We start from the raw sequence: 15,504 nt of genomic DNA, 5'->3' as shown, positions 1-15,504 counted from the left end.
GCTTTCTCGGCATCGCAGACGTCGGCGGCTCATGCTGCTCCGTCCTGCCCTCTCCAGGTGGAGACGGGGTCTTGGTGGAGAGGGCTGGATTCGAACCAGCGTAGGCGAAGCCAACGGATTTACAGTCCGTCCCCTTTAGCCACTCGGGCACCTCTCCCCGAAGCCGCGTGCCGCGGCCCAGAAATGAAAGCGCCCTGCCAAACGAGGCAGGGCCTTTCGTCGGGTTATCTTCACGACGGCCGCTCCTGTCAATCGGAAAAGCGCCAATGTGCTCTTGCGCCCCCATCCACGGCCGGGCAAAGAACAGTATTTCCCCAGGCGGAAAGAAACGACCGCCTATAGAGTTGAGGCCAAGCCCTGCAGAAACCACGTTTTAACAAGCCGTGGCGCGACAAGAAGCGCCCCAGTGGGTTTGCCTCGCGCGGACCAAATGCGCCATTTCGCGGCAAACCCCAACGCGCCGATGACCGTACCGGCGACGAAGACTTGCCCATACGCCTCTTTGGCCTCCACGCCGTCGAGGCGGCCCTGAAGAATCCCAATCGTCGCATCCTCCGCCTGCTGCTAACGGAAAACGCCGAGCGCCGGATCCGGGAAGCCATTGGCGAAATTAAACCGCCGATCGAACACGTCAGCCCGCGCGACCTGGACAAGCTCCTTGGCGCCGACACCGTCCATCAGGGCGCCGCGCTGGAAACGGAGCCCCTGCCCGAACCCGATTGGCATGATTTGGCTGCATCGGCCAACGGACGCCCGCTCATTGTCCTGGACCAGGTCACCGATCCGCACAATGTCGGAGCGATCCTGAGGTCGTCGGCCGTCTTCGGCGCCAGCGGTCTCGTTATGACGCGCCGTCATAGCCCGCCGCTAAATGGCGTGCTCGCGAAGTCGGCTTCCGGTGCGCTGGAACTCATTCCCGTGGCGCTTGTTGCTAACCTCGCCCGGGCGCTCGATGAGCTGAAAGAGGCCGGCTTTACCATCGTCGGGCTCGACGGCCAGGGTGAGCAGACCATTGAAGCTCTTGATTGGTCGAACCCCACCGCGCTCGTCATGGGATCTGAAGGCAAAGGCCTACGCGAGTTGACACGCAAGACCTGCGATTGCGTGGCGCGCATCACGACAGATGACGCGCTCGCCAGCCTCAACGTCTCCAATGCGGCCGCCATCGCGCTTCACACGGCGCTCCTCGCCCGAAAGCCGGCCTGACAAAAGCAAAGCCCGGAACAGATGTCCCGGGCGCCGCAAACTGTCCTCGTGACGAAACAGCAGACGCTGCTCACCAGTCTCCGCGACGATGGCCGCCATAATGCCGGCGATGCCATTCGACGTGATAGTACCGACGGTTCGGCGCGCCCCAAGCAGCATAATAGGGAGGCAGCTGCAGTCGGGAACGGCGGATTATTGGGCGCCCCCACTCACCTGAGTTGTAGTAGGGATAGTAGCCACGCGGCGAATAGAAGTACGAATAGTAGTCCTCCAGCGCGTCGTTCCGATAATATGGGCGGTCGCGGAGGTCCGGGCTATTGAAAAGATCGAACGCCGATGCCGGCTGCGCAGCCGCAACCCCGGCGGTTGCGATTACGGCGAGCGCCATGAAAGACCTAAAGCGCATTGGCAGAACTCCTGCGTGGTTCCAGTCAGAGCGGAACGATGCCCTGCAAAGGTTCGAGAATCATTGCCAGAGCTTATCTTAAGATCCCGTACGGGGCATCTTGCGATCGTCACCCGGCATCAAAATCTTCCGAGCCGTTACATCTCTGCCAAGGTGCATGAGTACGGACGCCTGCAGAAATGGCGGCGGCGTGCTCGCCGATTCAAATCTGACGGCTCAATACCCCACCAAGCCATAACAAATACCCGCCTCCCGGGGAACTTAAATACCCTTAACGCGTTTAGCTATGTCTTTGGAAAACAGATTACAAACGGAGATTGTCTTGCGCCTTAAAACCATCGCGCTGGTCGCAGCGTTTACTGTAGGCTTGGCCTCGGCTGCATCAGCGATGACTATCACGAAGCCTGCCGGCTTCGCGCCGCTCCCGAACCTGCAACAGGTCGACTACAAGAAAAATAAGCATCACTACGACCGTAGGAAATACCGGGCCGGCCACCGCTATGACAGGGCGCCCTCCAACTGGCATCGTTACAAAAAACGTCCGGGTGATTGGCAACGTCGTGGCTGCATCATCGTTGGCCCGATCTGGTGGTGCCCCTGAGGGTCCACGGAGCGCGAACTAAACCGCTAAGAGATGCGATCGGGAGTGGAAATAATCTCCGCTCCCTTTTTTCATGCTTTCAGGCCACGACCCTCAGTCTCGCGTGGGTAGCCTTCTCTTCATTGCTGCGCTAAACTCGCTGTTTGTTCTTGCGCATGACTGCGCCAGTCGCAGCTGCGCGCATTCCGAAATCATTCGCGCGGTCAGGTGATCAAAAATCAATTGATTTGCAGAACCGCCAGTGGAGGATGTCGAGCATCGCCTCGCCGGTTCTGAGGACGCACGTACATGATCCGGGCCGCCGGTCGCTCCGCCTTCAGTTTGAGGGCCGCTACAAGGGCATCGTCCCCCTCGACGACGACATGCCCAACCTGCCCGTCGTACTTAAAGCCGACTGTGAACTGCATGTGCTCGCCTCCTCTACTTTTGAAAGCCTAGCACGTAAGCGGAGAAGTCGCATCGTCGACTTGCACCCGGCACCCAACCTCCTGTATCAAGCGCCTTCGCTCGGCCTCGTTCGACCTGACAAATACGTGACAAAATCGAGCGTTGAAGTTTCGCTCCGACCTAAATTATTGATTTTCAAACGGCCGCCGGCTTAGCACAGTGGTAGTGCACCTGATTTGTAATCAGGGGGTCGTAGGTTCAAATCCTACAGCCGGCACCATTTATAATCAATGACTTAGCTGCTTCCCAATTTTCATTCTGACTTTCGCGCCTGATAGAACGGCGGCAAAGCGACTTCGGCAGCTTCGCAGACGGACGCTGCGCCGAGGAGCGCAAAGGAACTTGCCAGAAGACGGACAGCGAGCATTGAATTCACCTCGCTGCTATTAGCTGGAGCTTTCAGCATAGAGACTTTCAGCGTTGAGAACTACGAACGCTGACTGCCGCCGATCAGACTTTCCGGCGGTTCTGCAGATCCCTGATCCTTTTGAAAACCTGCAGCGTGTTGACTTCCACCAACGACTTCCCGGCCGTCATGTTGCCGTCGTGCCGGCGGACGAGGAGGACGTCCTCGGACAATTCCAGGATGCGCGCACCCACGAGGCGCGCGCGCGCAAACCACTCGGTGTCCTCGCCGAAGCGCAGGGTGGCGTCGAAGGCACCGGCCTTGTCGAAAGCGCTGCGCCGGTAAAGGCCAGCGCCGATATAGTAGGGGAAGGTCTCCTCCGGCGAGCCGAGATAGGCGTCCTCGGCGCCGTAGCGGACGAGCCGGGCGCGGGCATGGACAGCGTCCAGGTCAGGATCTGCGGCGAGCGCGGCGCCCAGCAGGTGAAGTGCGCCTGGCGTCCATAGATCATCAACGTCGAGGAACGCCACATAGTCACCTGCCGCCGCGGCAAGCCCGCGATTGCGGGCAGCTGACGGCCCGGCATTGGCCTGACGCAGAAGGCGAACATCCACCGGCAATGCCTCGAGCGCCGCCCCGACATCCTCCGTTGAACCGTCGTCGACGACAATGATCTCAAGCTTGCCGATATCCTGGGACACGACGTTTCGGATCGCGTCCGGAAGGAAGTGTGTGCCGTTGAAGACGGGGATGATGACGCTGATGAGCGGCAGCGTCGCGCTGGTGTCGATGCGGCGGGGCGGCATGGCGATCTCCTCGGCGAGCAGCGCCTCAATCGCGGCCGGAACAGCGCCGATATCTCGGCCGAGGCGGATTTCGCAACCGGGAACGGTCTCGACGAGCCGCTCGACGAACGCGTAAGTCTCCCGCCCGGCATGAGGCAATTGCGCGGTCGTCGTAAACACGGCGGCGCGGATCAGCGCGGCCGATGATGTCGGCGCGAAATTCGTCGCGGCGTCGTCGGCAAAGCGCGGCGTGAGGATCGCTTTAATCGGCAGGCGACGCACCAGGCGCGACCCGTGCTCGCCGGCGATCGCAACAACTGCCTTCTCTCCCGGCTTGGCCGCGTCCTGCGCCGCGCGGCCGCCGAAGCTGTCGAAGGCGGCGGCCTTTTCGGCGACCAGTTTGGCCGTGCCATAGAGGCTGTAGGCCATCGGCTCCGGATCGAGCCCGACGACAAGATAGTCGTCGCTCACATAGCGCATACCGGCATCGAGACACGACAGTGCCGTCGTGGACTTGCCGACGCCGCCCCGGCCGCAGATAAGGACGGCGCCGTCTTCCTGACCGACGCAAGCGGCGTGGATGAGTTGCTTGCCCTCTACGAGCATCAGCCAGTGGAACAGGGTGCGCAGCGGCGATGCCTTCGCCCAGTACGGAATCGCGGCAGGATCCTCAACCCAGTAGATCCCTTCGCCGATGGTGGTATCGAGCAAGGCGAGCGCGGATTCGCCCCAGAGGAACGCGCTGCGCACGACGCGGCTGTCATAGCCCCAGATATCGCCACGGTCCGTGAAGGCATCCCGCCCCACGGGCGGCGGCACCATGCGGAGCCCCGTACCCGCGGAGGTCCACAGGCGCAGCGTAGCGCCGGGCTCGTCGGTGGGCGGGATCTCGAGATGAGCAAGCGCCGGCCACAAGGCATCGTACATCGCATTGCCCGCATAGCGGATGCGCACCGGCAGCCCCGCGACGTCCACGAAGCGCTCGATCACGTCGATCCGCTTCTCGGCTTCTCGCGTCAATGAGCTCACGTCTTCAAAGAACCGGCGTTGCTCCGCCTCGCTGCGGCTGCCTCGGTCGGCGGGATGGTGAAGGCGTGAGGAGACGCCGCTCTCGCCGCTGCTTGCGTGGCTACTCATGCAGAGGCTTCCTCCGCTGGCGTCAACCGGCCCGCAGTCAGGTCGTAAACGGCGTCCGCCGTGCCGATGAGAGCCGAGGCATGGCTGATCGTGAGGACGGCCGTATCGGCCGATTCCCGTCGCAGCGTGTCGATGATGGCGGTCACCGCCATGGGGTCGAGGTGATTGGTAGGCTCGTCGAACACCAGCAGCCGTGGCCGCGCCACCAGTGCCGCCGCGATGGCGAGCCTCTGCCCCTGCCCGCCTGAGATTGTTACGCCGCCTTCGCCCACCAGCGTCTCGAGCCCATTTGGAAGACTGCGGACGAAGTCATCGATACCGGCCTTGCGGAGCGCGTCGTCAACATCTTCCGTCGTCGCTTCCGGACGCCCATAGATGATGTTCTCCAGGAGTGTACCGCCGAAAAAATCAGGCCGCTGTGGCACGAAGCCGATCTTCCGACGCAGCGCGGCCAGATCGAGTTCGTCATAGGGGACGCCGTCTGCGGTCAATCGGCCTTCGCTCGGCTTCAGCAGGCCAAGCACCAACTGCACCAACGTGCTCTTTCCCGCCCCGTTGGCGCCGCGGATCGCCACGTGGCGGCCCGGCCGGATCGTCAGGTCTACGCGCCGCAGTATCGGCCGACTGCCTCGCCGGAACGACACGCCTTCTAGCTCGATGCAGCCCTTGAAGGCCGGCAGCGCGGACCCGGCCCGCAGCGCCGGTGCGCTACGCTGGGGTAACTCGCGCAGGCGATCGACCACGTCGCGGATCATAAACACGTCCGGAATTACTGACGCCAGCCGGATGGACTGGCCACTCAGCATCGCCGCTGCGATGTACAGTGCCACGAAGTCACCGACCTTCAGCATGCCATGCTGAATGGCGATGCCGCCGCTGACCAGCAGCACGATGGCGATGACGCTCGTCGCGACGTTTTGGATCTGGTTGTGGATCTCGAAGCCCCGCGACATGCGGGCGCCGCTTTCACGCAGCCCGGCCAGAATGCTTGTCTGTCGATCTAGTTCCCCTTCCTCGAAGGCGCGAATGCGCGTGAGGTCCATGTGGCGCAGAACGAAGTAGATGCCCTTATTGAAGAGCTCGAACTGGGCCTGGAAGGCCTTAAGGTTGCGCTTCAGAAAGGTGTTCGAGAGACGCGTGGTGAACCAAAGCGGCGGCGCCAAAACCAGCAGAATGCCGGTGACCTGCCAGCTCATGCTGGCCATCATCAGGGTCAGCATCATCGCTCCTAGAAGAGCCGGCAGCCCGACCGACAGCACCGCCTGCATGTGGTTCTCGAGCTGCTCCGTGTCGTGGACGATCCGCTTCTGCAGCCGCCCGGGCGCGCTGAAGTCGTGGAACTCGCTTGGCTGATCGTAGAGGCCTGCGATGATCGCCCGGCGAATCTCCATCGTCACGCCGCGCGTCACGGTCAACGTCAAATGGCGCGACAGCAATGACAATGCGCCGCCGGCGAACCGTACCGCCAGCAGCAGAAGCGCCAGCCCCACCAGCAGCGCCGTATGACCTTCGGGGATGGCGTGATCGAAAATGAGCCGGACGATGTGCGGCTGGGCCGGCGCCAGCAGGGCCCCGGCCACAGCGACGGACACGATCGCCAGCAGCGCATTCCAGCTCCCCCGATAATAGGAAGCCATCCAGGCGAATTCGGCCCGCACTCCCGTTCCTCGCCATGATCCGCGCGCCGGTATGTGAGCGGCTTGGGTCGTGGACGCCTCCGTTGCCAAGCCACTCATTCCTTTGCCGGACCTGATATGTGGCGGGTCGCCAGTCGCTTCAGGCCGCGCCGCGGATAGCTGGCCAGGTAGGGCAGCAGGTCACGCTTGTGCGGCAAGTCGGCCCGGTAGCGCATATAGTCTGGAAACTGCGCGATGACTTGGCCGAGCGGCCAGATCCGCATCATGCGGGTGTACTCGATGAACTTCACCCAGCGGCGACCGAATGGGTTCTCTGCAATTGTCGTCGAGTCGCCGAGGAACACGGTGTTCTCGATCTTCTCAAGCAGGCTCGGGCGCAGCGCTTCCAGTTGCGTAAAGGCGTCTTCGGGGATGGCGCAATTGAAGCGACGCTTGAGATAGGCGAGCCCTAACGAGAGGCGATGGGTGAGCCGGCGCTCAATGGCGAAGCGCACGAGTTCGTCCCAGTCCACGCCCGGACTCGAGTCGATGAGCCTCGTCGCATCAGCCACCCAGCGCACCGGCGGTTCCGGGTTGGAGCGCAAGCCATGCAGGATCGTGTGCAGCAGCAGGGCCGTAGCGTCGGGCTGGAGCGTCGTGCACGGGCCGACGATCAGCGGTGTGCTCCGCGCCCAGAACCAGTCGTTCGCAGCTTTTGATCCATCCTCGACCAAGCAATGCCAGTGGAGATCCATCTCCTTGCCGGCCGCGTTCCTGAACGGCATGGAGTGCCTGTAGAGCAGGTCCTCGTCGCGGCAATATCCCAGGCGCGTCCAGCCCTGCGCTTCCACAATGGCCACGGCCCTATGCGACATGCTCGGCGGGACTGCAAAATCGAAATCCCGCATCGGCCGCACGGCAGGAGAGCGATAATACGAGAGGGCGAGCGGCACGCCCTTGATCATCATCGTCGGGATACCTGCGGCCTGCAGGTTCGAGAGCATCGACGCCGCCACATGCACGATGCTTTGCGTCTCGTAGAAGGCGAGGCGATAGATCCCCTTCAGGCGGCCCATCAATGGATGGTCGAGATCGAGACTGCGCAGGCGCTCATACAGGAGCGGCAGCAGCCGGAACGTGCCCCAGTCGAATTCCTTGTCCAGGTCCGTGGCCGCATTCCATTTCTCGAATGTCGCGACCACGTTTTCCTGCGGCCCCAGAGCGATATCGAGAAGCATTTCCTGGCCCTCGGTAGGCCAGACGAATGAGCGGAGTTTGCCCATCACGGCTTATCCCTTATTGCGTGGCCGCTCGCAGCGCGGCGATCGATCGACGCCTTGAGAGCGCGAAGATAGTCGCCCGTCCGCTGCTTTTCTCTGATCACGGTGTTATCACCATGGATGCGTCGTTCCAGGACGACAGGCTCCACGCATGCAATTCGGGCGCCGCTCTCCGCCGCCCTGGCCACCCAGTCGATGGTTTCGCCAATCCGGAACGCCTCGTTGAATAGGCCGATCCGGTCGAAAAAGTCTCGTCGGATCAGCATTGAGCCGGCCAGCCTGGCCTGCAACGGCTCGCCATGGGGCGCGCGGACCCTTCCGTTCGCAGCGTCGACCGAACGGAACTGGCGCACCGCTCCGTAGACCAGGTCGAGCCTGGGATCCGCCAGGAAGGCTGCGAGCCGGCAGTCTAGGCTCTCGGGGGTCCAAAGGTCGTCGCCGTCGAGGAAGGCGACCAGACCGTCGGTTACGGAGGCAATACCGCTATTGCGAGCCGCCGAGATGCCGCCGTTGCTCCGGCAGACCACACTCAGCCTGCCTCCATGGCGCGCGAGCACAGCCTGAGTATCGTCGGTCGATCCGTCATCGACCACTGTCACCGTGTGGGCCGTCGTTGTTTGGGAGAAAACGCTTGCAAGCGTTTCATCCAGGAACCGTCCGACATTATAGCAGGTCACGATCGCATGGATTGGGGGGCGGCCGCGATCCGAGCTCATCATGCCGTCTCTTTGCGCAGGGGCCATCCCGCTTCGCCGACATCATGGATGGGATCGATGAAAAGAAGATCCTGCATGTCCTCGTAGACCGCGAGCTGCGGCGCCTCATAGGCCTTGGCAATGACGACGAGGCTGGCAATAGCCGATGCCTCTTCGGCTGGCTGCTTGCACCGCTGGATCAGTCCGCGGCGATAGAGATCGTCAACGAAGGCCTCAACGTCTTCGGTCACCTTTGCAAGGTCGTGTTCGAACCGATCAGCGATGACCTGTGCTGTCGTCTCGACAGGAACGCCCGCGGACACCAGGCTCCAAACCGCGGCTCCGACATGATCCGCACTGAAATAGGAACCAGTGGTCAGATCCAGCAGAATAGCCTCGCCGTCGATGACTTCGCTGACAATGCGCCCCTCAGTTGGTTGAAAATAAATTGCCATCGAAAATTCTCCAACTCGCAAATTCAAAGGAGACCATTCTCCTATAGAGTTGGGCAACGCAATAAATCTGTGAGCGGATCAGATTGTCTTTTTATGCTTAAAATGATTAAGACTAAGCGTGGTCCGGTCTTGCAGTTATCTCGTTCGGACTGCGCTTCTAAGCTATTGAAACGTCATCACGAGAAGGACGCGCGAATAGTCAGAATGAGCTCTGTTGATATTGGAGTTGCCCCGAATTTGTAATCAGGGGTCGTAGATTCAAATCCTACAGCCGGCACCAATTCCTCGTATTCAATAATAGAAAATGCGGAGATGACATTGGTAGCGTTGATCACCTTGGCGCCGCGCTCGCCCAGCGCTTTTTCCAACGCACAAGGCGCAAGAAGCGAACCTTTGACGACGAGTACTCGCTTTCCCGAAAGTATCGCTTGCATGATCCCCTCTCATGCTGATCAGTTCGATGAGGCTTTGGAGACAATGGCGTCCAAAATCACGCCCAACGTCCCCTGCCCCGCCAGCGGCGACGCCAATAACTCTCAAACAGGCGCGCCGGGCGGACGACGTGGTAGTCGAGGCCGCGGGCCTCGGCGAAAGCGATTGCCGCTCTCAGCGATGTGAAGAATCTGCAGCTTCCAGGAATGCCTAAGCCGATGAGCCAAGCGCTATTGCGCTCAATCTCGAGGCCCCATCCCTTTCCCATCGGAAAGATCCGACACGAGGGACGGCCCGAAAGCCGTCCCTGTCGAGCGGAGATGCCGGCGCCATGTCCTGTCGCCACCGGCATCACGCTCTCAACGGCCGCAACTGAACGGTCGGAGAATGCCACCGCGTTCATCCCTGCCTCTTAGTAGATGATCTACGCGGCTTTCTTCTCGCTGCGCGCCGGCGCGTCGGAACCATTTCCAATCGTGATCGGGATGGACCGAGGCTTCATCGCCTCCGGTAGTTCGCGTTTCAAGGAAATGACGAGCAGCCCATTGTCGAGCTCCGCGCCTGTAACCTCGACGTAATCCGCGAGATCGAATTCGCGGACAAACTGCCGGGCGGCAAGACCTCGGTAAAGGTAAATTTTTTGATCGTCGTTCTTGGCCCCGCCTTTGATCGTTAGGCGATTTTCAGCCTGGACGATCTCAAAATCATCCGCAGAAAAGACAGACACCGCCATTACGATGCGAAATTCATCGACACCGGCTTTTTCAATGTTGTACGGGGGATATCCATCGCCCTGGCGCTGTAACGCCTGGGCCAGAAGATCGGGAATTCGCTCGAACCCGATGCTCGAACGAAACATCGGCGTGAAGTCGAATGTCGCCATAGCTATCCTCCTTCCAGAAGCGACAACCAGAGCAAGGGACGGCCACATCTGGCCCGTCCGAGCGGCGATTTAATTTCGTCGATTGGATCGTTCAAGAGGACAGATAGGAAAATTTTCAAGACTTAGATTGGATGTGCGACCAAGGCGGACCCAGCGTTTTGGCCTGCGGCGGAACATTCCTAAGGCCAATCGAATTTAAGTGCGGAGTGATTTCAATGATCTCACCGGATCTTCATTGCGGATGAGAGAAGGGACAATGTCGATCTCTACCGGAAAATTCTTCAAGACGTTGATTTGCGTACTGTCGCTCTGTTTCTTGCAGGTTTCTTTCGGAAGGGCGGCCGAGACAGCAAGCTTGGATGGTCGCTATTTTATGGTGGTGTGGGCCTATCAGGGGCCGGACGATGATCTGGTGCATGCCCATACATTCATCAGCTTCTATCGCGGAAATGACTTAGCGAAGGGCGTGGTCAGCCCGCTGACAATAAGCTGGCTACCTGCCACGAAAAAGGTACAGCCGTTCGGATCTGAGCGAGGCCATAACTTTTCACTTGCCGAAACTTTGCAAATGGCCTGTCACGCCGGCCGACGTGTCAAGTCATGGGGACCCTACGAGATCACTGCGGAATTATTCGAGAGAGCGAAGATGCGTCTTGCCCTCTTGCAGTCCGGCCGCGTCAGTTATTCGATGATCAACTCGCTTCCGAGATCTATGAACTGCATCACCGCGGCAGGAGACATCACGTCGATGCCGCTTGATACGGGAATTTTGTGGGGCGTTGCAGCGAGCGCGAAAGTCGTCAAGCACCTGTCGCCCTATATCGTGCGGAAAGAGGATGACCTCGAAGATCTTGTTGCGAGATCCAAATCCGAGGCCTGCCCCGGACGGGCAACGGAACTAAGCCATGGGACGATTAATAAATCGATCCCCCAGAGTATCGCCGCAGCACTTGGGCATTGAGCACAATAGTTTGGAGGTAAAAGAGATGGCGACCAGCTCTTTGAGCAAACGAAATTCAACACCAGAGCCCGCGCCGAAGTTCGCGTCGTTCGATGAATTCTGGCCTTATTATCTCAAGGCGCATTCCAAGCCTGAGACGCGCGCGATGCATATGATAGGAACGACGCTCGGCCTTCTTGGCGTCGCCGGATGGCTAAAAACCGGCCGAGGTCGATACCTGGCCGCAGGCATAACTGGTTCATACGCTAGTGCCTGGGCAGGCCACTTCGCCTTTGAGCGAAACAACCCTGCCGCTTTTGAAAATCCACTTTGGTCGCTGGAGGCAGATCTGAAGATGTACGGACTCTGGCTGACTCGCGGCTTGGAAGCAGAGATCAGGCGCGTCGCAGGCAGCAAAGAAAAATCCCCTCGCCAATAGCGCATCGCAGATTTCGAAGAGGACCCGGCGCACACCATCACACGCAACCAAAAGCAAGGCGCTGGCGTTGATGCTCTGCAGCATCGAACGAAAGCTCAAGCATGGATAGTGGTACTCCCCTTCCGGGAAGCGTGCTCGTCGATCTTTACATAAGACTTCGAGATGAGATCGACGGTGGCGAACGAAATCTCGATCCAAACCATAAGCAGCGGGCGAGAATTGTGATGACAATCCTCGCCGCCTCGGAGTCTGTTTTCGACATGGTCGCTCTTGAGGAACGCGTCCGCGCCTCGCTTGCCGACACGCTCAAGCCTCGGCCCTTGGCGGCATAGGTCGCATTACGACCTAGCCGTTCAAACGCGTCCCGAAGGCCTGCGAAAGTCGCTTGCCGGTCTTAGTATTTCTTGCAATCCAACCAGCCGAACATGCGACGGCCAAACGCCTCCGTGCGATACGCGACGCGTTTAACCATCGTCGTCGTCCCGTCGACCGCAGAGTTGAATTCGGATTTCATGTGCTTGTAACCGAGGCAATGAGCTTCTGAGACTGCAGGCAGCGAGACGAGCGCTGCAGCTCCCATTGCGGCGGCGAATAAGGTACGCTTCGACATGCGGGAACTCCTGTTTGCCTTCAACGATAGGTCGAATCTACGCCGAAAAATCAGGACAACACGTGACAACTGAGCGCTTGGTTAGCGCCGCGTGAAATCATCTCATCCGCCACAAGCGTTAATATCGCGTCGGCCACAACGTTCGCGAAAGCACGGCGGGAACTTTGCATTCTTGGCGTTCGTTGGCGAAAAAAGCCGCGCGGATAAAAGCTATGAAGTGGCCGATCATCATTCTGTCGATCATCATAATCGCTGGGGCTATTTTATATTGGCAGCGCCTTGATCTTTCGACGGTGGATGCTGCCAAGCCCGCACCTGCAGAAGCTAATCACTCGTCCCCAGCAAAGGCAGCGCCTGAGCCATATCCGATCAGCCCGACACCTCCTCCACCCGACGCGACGGTAAACACGAAGACGCCGTAACATTCCCTGTCTCGCGGTGGAACATTCGTTTTCCCCCCGGCGTTGCTCGTAGCATGGACGACATGCGTGTGCTCATCGTTATCGTGGTGATATTTGCCGGCATCGCCTTCGATATCGCATTCAATAACGCGGCGGCTCTAAGCTGGGTCGGTGCGCAGCTCGGACTGAATTGAGCTGCAAAAAAGCCGTCCAAACCGCAGCCGGGCGGCTTTGTCGATTTTACAGTGAAATCAAATGGCGAGCTTGCCGGCCTTTGCCGCCGCATAGCGATCGCCGACGACTTTCCAATTTACAACGTTCCACCACGCTTTCAGATATTCCGGGCGCCTGTTCTGATATTTGAGGTAATAGGCGTGCTCCCAAACGTCATTTCCCATCAACACGCGGCCGCCGTCCATAAGTGGCGTATCCTGGTTCGGCTTAGAGACAAGTGCGAGTTTTCCGTCCTTATCGACGGTGACAAAAACCCAACCCGAGCCGAAAACTTTTCCGCCTGCTGCATTGAACTGCGGCTGTAGCTTATCGAGCCCACCGAAATCCCTGTCGATGGCCGCTTTCAGCTCACCATCCGGCCCAGCGCCACCGGGCGGCCCCATGATCTCCCAGAACATGCTGTGATTGGCATGACCGCCACCGTTATTGCGAACGGTCATACGAATGTCTTCCGGCACGTCGCTGAGCTTGACGAGAAGCTCTTCCAGAGGAAGCGACGCAAGCTGCGAATGATCCTTCAGCGCCGCATTCAAATTCTTGACGTAGGCCGCATGATGCTTGTCGTGATGCAGCTCCATGGTTTGCGCGTCGATATTCGGCTCTAACGCTCCGAATGCGTACGGAAGCGGCGGAAGCTTGTACGGTCCACCGGCCCCGGTCGTTTCGGCGAAAGCTTTGACTGTCGCGGATGACGAAACTGCCGCAACAACGGAAACGGCACGCGCCGCCTTAAGAAACGATCGTCGGTCGAGGTTTGTCATGGGAAAATCTCCTGGGCTGATGTCGCTTCGAGGGCATCGCAAGGAGATGTAGAGCCGGATTACAAAATCTCCAGTCAGAAGATCGACAAAACGGCGCAGGTTGGCGCTTAGCGGCCGGCTATTGTCGTTCAATAGCCACAAAAAATGGCAGCCGCCTGTGAAGGCGACTGCCATCCGCGATTTCGGTCCCGCTTGGGATCACGAAGATGCAAGGAACTTGCCTCTCCGCGGATCGGGATCGTTTGCTATTTCTGCGCCAACGGCGAGGCGAGCGAATGCCAGAACGCGGCAAGGTTATCGATATCGGCATCGCTCAGAGGCTTTGCCATTTCCGCCATCGTCGGATTGGTGCGCTCTGTGCCGGCTCGATACGCCTTCAGCGCCGAGACGATATAGTCAGTGTCCTGTCCGGCGAGGCTTGGAATGCCCGGGATCTCGCTGATGCCCTTTTCACCATGACACGCCATGCAGACTTCAGCGCGTTTTCGGCCGGCGGCCAGATCGGCAGCCTGTGCGTACGAAGCAGTTTGAACGATCGCGCATGCAGCCACGATATAGCTGAATACGGCGCGCTGTTTAATCAACGCCATTGTATCCTCCGATCCTAAGCGAGAAACGCGTTGCGAAGCCAGATCGCGACGCCATAAACGAAAAACACGCCAATCCACACAACGAGGACAGCGACGGCCGCGGAGCCAAGCCGATCCACCCGCGGTTCTGCGGTATAGACGCCCTCAACCCGCCCTGCACGGTAGAGCAATGTCAGGTAGTACCCGCCCACCAAGCTGCCGACCCCAAGGATCGTCGAGAAGAAGAGGATCGTTGACGGCCAATCTGCGTGCACCGTGTAAGTGTCGGCGTTGTAGCCGAACGGCTTCAGATACGCGACGCGAATGACCTCACGCCAAATCGCAAGCAGAGCGACCATCACGAGGCCGAGACTGAGCATGGTGTAGCCATGAAGGCGCGGATGCCGTTGCGAGGCGAGCCAAGCCAGGATGACGAGACCAGCCGGGATCAACCATCCGAGCGGCTGTGAACGCAGACCGGTCGAAGCCGGAAGGTCAAATTGCCACCAGACGGCAAGAAGCGCCGAAATGATCGCACCGCGCGACGCGATCTTACGCCCGAGGTCGCGAGCGAACTCGAGGTATTCCCGCGTCTTGTCGCGACGCACCGTTAGATATTCGCTGTAGGCGAGCAGGAAGAGACCGACGGCGGGCGCCGACAGGCTCATGATGAAGAGATAGCGCGCCCACTCGATTGCGTGCAGCTTCGTGCCGCTTGTATCAACGACGCCACCCGGCGCGTACCACGACATCCACTCACCGGGCAGGATGGCCTGATAAGCCAGGACGTGCATGATCAAGCCATCGAGCGCGAAAATCGCCAAGCTCATCACAGCATAGAAGCCGACGTATTGCTTTGCGCCGTCGTGGTTCGCCTCATAAAAAACGAACCAAAGACAATAGCCGACGATCAGCGTGAAGATGAACCCGATCACCCAGGCCGCCGAGAGCACGTTGGACGTGTACCACTGCGGATCATAGATGACCTGGGTGAAGAGCAACGGCGAAACGCCGAGCACGATCAGCAGCGAAACGCTGACCTTTGCGACCTTCGTCATCGCCAGCGATAGCTGCTCCCAGAAGGGACCGGTTGCCCGCCTGAAAAACGCATATACGGCGAGCACACCGGTGCCCATCGTCAACATCACGAACGCGATGTGAAACACCCACGTCGCAACGGCAAGAATTTGAAACACGACGGGTGTCGCAGGCACGCCTGCCGGATCCCGCATCGTGTTTATGACTGTGCCGACATCCATGT

The 15,504-nt window shown here is 59.6% G+C and carries 19 protein-coding genes and 2 tRNA genes; 7 read left to right on the top strand and 14 right to left on the bottom strand.

Features of this window, described 5'->3' with window-relative positions:
* Window positions 1-72: 72 nt before the first annotated feature.
* A tRNA-Tyr gene (locus RLW41_RS19220) sits at window positions 73-157 on the bottom strand.
* A gap of 329 nt (window positions 158-486) precedes the next feature.
* Between RLW41_RS19220 and rlmB the strand changes: the two genes are divergently transcribed.
* Window positions 487-1,206, top strand: coding sequence for a 23S rRNA (guanosine(2251)-2'-O)-methyltransferase RlmB (rlmB, locus tag RLW41_RS19215; RefSeq protein WP_414462514.1), 720 nt, complete (start codon window positions 487-489; stop codon window positions 1,204-1,206).
* 70 nt (window positions 1,207-1,276) lie between these two features.
* Here the strand turns inward: rlmB and RLW41_RS19210 are convergent, their stop codons facing one another.
* A complete protein-coding gene (locus tag RLW41_RS19210; RefSeq protein ID WP_414462513.1) occupies window positions 1,277-1,612 on the bottom strand; it encodes a hypothetical protein in 336 nt (111 codons plus the stop codon).
* Window positions 1,613-1,934: 322 nt separating this feature from the next.
* On the opposite strand from RLW41_RS19210, the gene RLW41_RS19205 reads away from it, so the two are divergent.
* Window positions 1,935-2,213 (top strand): hypothetical protein, encoded by a 279-nt coding sequence (locus RLW41_RS19205; protein ID WP_414462512.1) that lies wholly within the window; start codon window positions 1,935-1,937, stop codon window positions 2,211-2,213.
* Between the two features lie 218 nt (window positions 2,214-2,431).
* On the opposite strand, the gene RLW41_RS19200 is transcribed toward RLW41_RS19205, so the two are convergent.
* Complete coding sequence (locus tag RLW41_RS19200; RefSeq protein ID WP_024275726.1) at window positions 2,432-2,620, bottom strand: hypothetical protein; 189 nt, start codon at window positions 2,618-2,620, stop codon at window positions 2,432-2,434.
* Window positions 2,621-2,805: 185 nt separating this feature from the next.
* Between RLW41_RS19200 and RLW41_RS19195 the strand changes: the two genes are divergently transcribed.
* Window positions 2,806-2,880: transfer RNA gene (locus RLW41_RS19195), tRNA-Thr, on the top strand.
* A 230-nt stretch (window positions 2,881-3,110) separates the two neighbouring features.
* On the opposite strand, the gene RLW41_RS19190 is transcribed toward RLW41_RS19195, so the two are convergent.
* The 7 genes from RLW41_RS19190 to RLW41_RS19160 all read right to left on the bottom strand — a co-directional run bounded on the left by RLW41_RS19190 (window position 3,111) and on the right by RLW41_RS19160 (window position 10,289).
* The gene (locus RLW41_RS19190) at window positions 3,111-4,928 is read right to left on the bottom strand and encodes a glycosyltransferase (RefSeq protein WP_414462511.1); all 1,818 of its coding nucleotides are present in this window, start codon (window positions 4,926-4,928) and stop codon (window positions 3,111-3,113) included.
* On the bottom strand, window positions 4,925-6,586 hold the full coding sequence (locus RLW41_RS19185) for an ABC transporter ATP-binding protein (protein ID WP_414462510.1): 1,662 nt from the start codon (window positions 6,584-6,586) through the stop codon (window positions 4,925-4,927). Before RLW41_RS19185 ends, RLW41_RS19190 begins: the two co-directional genes overlap by 4 nt.
* Window positions 6,587-6,660: 74 nt before the next feature.
* Window positions 6,661-7,782 carry a nucleotidyltransferase family protein gene (locus RLW41_RS19180; RefSeq protein ID WP_414462509.1) on the bottom strand — a complete coding sequence of 374 codons (1,122 nt, stop codon included), beginning with the start codon at window positions 7,780-7,782 and terminating at the stop codon, window positions 6,661-6,663.
* Between the two features lie 44 nt (window positions 7,783-7,826).
* Window positions 7,827-8,567, bottom strand: coding sequence for a glycosyltransferase (locus RLW41_RS19175; RefSeq protein WP_414462508.1), 741 nt, complete (start codon window positions 8,565-8,567; stop codon window positions 7,827-7,829).
* Window positions 8,540-8,974: a PqqD family protein gene (locus RLW41_RS19170; RefSeq protein ID WP_409563108.1), complete on the bottom strand. Its 435-nt coding sequence runs from the start codon at window positions 8,972-8,974 to the stop codon at window positions 8,540-8,542. Before RLW41_RS19170 ends, RLW41_RS19175 begins: the two co-directional genes overlap by 28 nt.
* 176 nt (window positions 8,975-9,150) lie before the next feature.
* Window positions 9,151-9,408 (bottom strand): hypothetical protein, encoded by a 258-nt coding sequence (locus RLW41_RS19165; protein WP_414462507.1) that lies wholly within the window; start codon window positions 9,406-9,408, stop codon window positions 9,151-9,153.
* A gap of 422 nt (window positions 9,409-9,830) precedes the next feature.
* The gene (locus RLW41_RS19160) at window positions 9,831-10,289 is read right to left on the bottom strand and encodes an Hsp20 family protein (protein WP_414462506.1); all 459 of its coding nucleotides are present in this window, start codon (window positions 10,287-10,289) and stop codon (window positions 9,831-9,833) included.
* A gap of 256 nt (window positions 10,290-10,545) precedes the next feature.
* Between RLW41_RS19160 and RLW41_RS19155 the strand changes: the two genes are divergently transcribed.
* From RLW41_RS19155 to RLW41_RS19145, 3 genes are all read left to right on the top strand, one after another.
* A complete protein-coding gene (locus tag RLW41_RS19155; RefSeq protein WP_414462505.1) occupies window positions 10,546-11,250 on the top strand; it encodes a hypothetical protein in 705 nt (234 codons plus the stop codon).
* 25 nt (window positions 11,251-11,275) lie between these two features.
* Window positions 11,276-11,668 carry an Mpo1-like protein gene (locus tag RLW41_RS19150; protein WP_414462504.1) on the top strand — a complete coding sequence of 131 codons (393 nt, stop codon included), beginning with the start codon at window positions 11,276-11,278 and terminating at the stop codon, window positions 11,666-11,668.
* A 101-nt stretch (window positions 11,669-11,769) separates the two neighbouring features.
* Window positions 11,770-12,000: a hypothetical protein gene (locus RLW41_RS19145; protein ID WP_013947326.1), complete on the top strand. Its 231-nt coding sequence runs from the start codon at window positions 11,770-11,772 to the stop codon at window positions 11,998-12,000.
* A gap of 62 nt (window positions 12,001-12,062) precedes the next feature.
* On the opposite strand, the gene RLW41_RS19140 is transcribed toward RLW41_RS19145, so the two are convergent.
* The gene (locus RLW41_RS19140; RefSeq protein ID WP_013947325.1) at window positions 12,063-12,278 is read right to left on the bottom strand and encodes a hypothetical protein; all 216 of its coding nucleotides are present in this window, start codon (window positions 12,276-12,278) and stop codon (window positions 12,063-12,065) included.
* A 212-nt stretch (window positions 12,279-12,490) separates the two neighbouring features.
* On the opposite strand from RLW41_RS19140, the gene RLW41_RS19135 reads away from it, so the two are divergent.
* Window positions 12,491-12,700: a hypothetical protein gene (locus RLW41_RS19135; protein ID WP_414462503.1), complete on the top strand. Its 210-nt coding sequence runs from the start codon at window positions 12,491-12,493 to the stop codon at window positions 12,698-12,700.
* Between the two features lie 230 nt (window positions 12,701-12,930).
* Here the strand turns inward: RLW41_RS19135 and RLW41_RS19130 are convergent, their stop codons facing one another.
* From RLW41_RS19130 to RLW41_RS19120, 3 genes are all read right to left on the bottom strand, one after another.
* Window positions 12,931-13,674, bottom strand: coding sequence for a superoxide dismutase (locus RLW41_RS19130; RefSeq protein ID WP_414462502.1), 744 nt, complete (start codon window positions 13,672-13,674; stop codon window positions 12,931-12,933).
* A gap of 245 nt (window positions 13,675-13,919) precedes the next feature.
* A complete protein-coding gene (locus RLW41_RS19125) occupies window positions 13,920-14,264 on the bottom strand; it encodes a c-type cytochrome (protein ID WP_409563099.1) in 345 nt (114 codons plus the stop codon).
* A 14-nt stretch (window positions 14,265-14,278) separates the two neighbouring features.
* Window positions 14,279-15,502, bottom strand: coding sequence for a hypothetical protein (locus tag RLW41_RS19120; RefSeq protein ID WP_414462501.1), 1,224 nt, complete (start codon window positions 15,500-15,502; stop codon window positions 14,279-14,281).
* Window positions 15,503-15,504 lie beyond the last annotated feature (2 nt).

Source organism: Hyphomicrobium sp. DY-1, assembly GCF_047497105.1.
Classification (GTDB): Bacteria; Pseudomonadota; Alphaproteobacteria; order Rhizobiales; family Hyphomicrobiaceae; genus Hyphomicrobium_B.
The sequence above is the reverse complement of the archived record's forward strand: the minus strand, read 5'-3'. Positions and strand labels throughout refer to the sequence as shown.

Coding starts and splice junctions, on each gene's coding strand:
- RLW41_RS19170 (WP_409563108.1), bottom strand. CDS start 8,974: ATGGCAATTTATTTTCAACCAACTGAGGGGCGCATTGTCAGCGAAGTC.
- RLW41_RS19190 (WP_414462511.1), bottom strand. CDS start 4,928: ATGAGTAGCCACGCAAGCAGCGGCGAGAGCGGCGTCTCCTCACGCCTT.
- RLW41_RS19210 (WP_414462513.1), bottom strand. CDS start 1,612: ATGCGCTTTAGGTCTTTCATGGCGCTCGCCGTAATCGCAACCGCCGGG.
- RLW41_RS19150 (WP_414462504.1), top strand. CDS start 11,276: ATGGCGACCAGCTCTTTGAGCAAACGAAATTCAACACCAGAGCCCGCG.
- RLW41_RS19180 (WP_414462509.1), bottom strand. CDS start 7,782: ATGCTTCTCGATATCGCTCTGGGGCCGCAGGAAAACGTGGTCGCGACA.
- RLW41_RS19200 (WP_024275726.1), bottom strand. CDS start 2,620: ATGCAGTTCACAGTCGGCTTTAAGTACGACGGGCAGGTTGGGCATGTC.
- RLW41_RS19135 (WP_414462503.1), top strand. CDS start 12,491: ATGAAGTGGCCGATCATCATTCTGTCGATCATCATAATCGCTGGGGCT.
- RLW41_RS19145 (WP_013947326.1), top strand. CDS start 11,770: ATGGATAGTGGTACTCCCCTTCCGGGAAGCGTGCTCGTCGATCTTTAC.
- RLW41_RS19160 (WP_414462506.1), bottom strand. CDS start 10,289: ATGGCGACATTCGACTTCACGCCGATGTTTCGTTCGAGCATCGGGTTC.
- RLW41_RS19140 (WP_013947325.1), bottom strand. CDS start 12,278: ATGTCGAAGCGTACCTTATTCGCCGCCGCAATGGGAGCTGCAGCGCTC.
- RLW41_RS19165 (WP_414462507.1), bottom strand. CDS start 9,408: ATGCAAGCGATACTTTCGGGAAAGCGAGTACTCGTCGTCAAAGGTTCG.
- RLW41_RS19130 (WP_414462502.1), bottom strand. CDS start 13,674: ATGACAAACCTCGACCGACGATCGTTTCTTAAGGCGGCGCGTGCCGTT.
- RLW41_RS19155 (WP_414462505.1), top strand. CDS start 10,546: ATGTCGATCTCTACCGGAAAATTCTTCAAGACGTTGATTTGCGTACTG.
- RLW41_RS19125 (WP_409563099.1), bottom strand. CDS start 14,264: ATGGCGTTGATTAAACAGCGCGCCGTATTCAGCTATATCGTGGCTGCA.
- RLW41_RS19175 (WP_414462508.1), bottom strand. CDS start 8,567: ATGGCCCCTGCGCAAAGAGACGGCATGATGAGCTCGGATCGCGGCCGC.
- RLW41_RS19120 (WP_414462501.1), bottom strand. CDS start 15,502: ATGGATGTCGGCACAGTCATAAACACGATGCGGGATCCGGCAGGCGTG.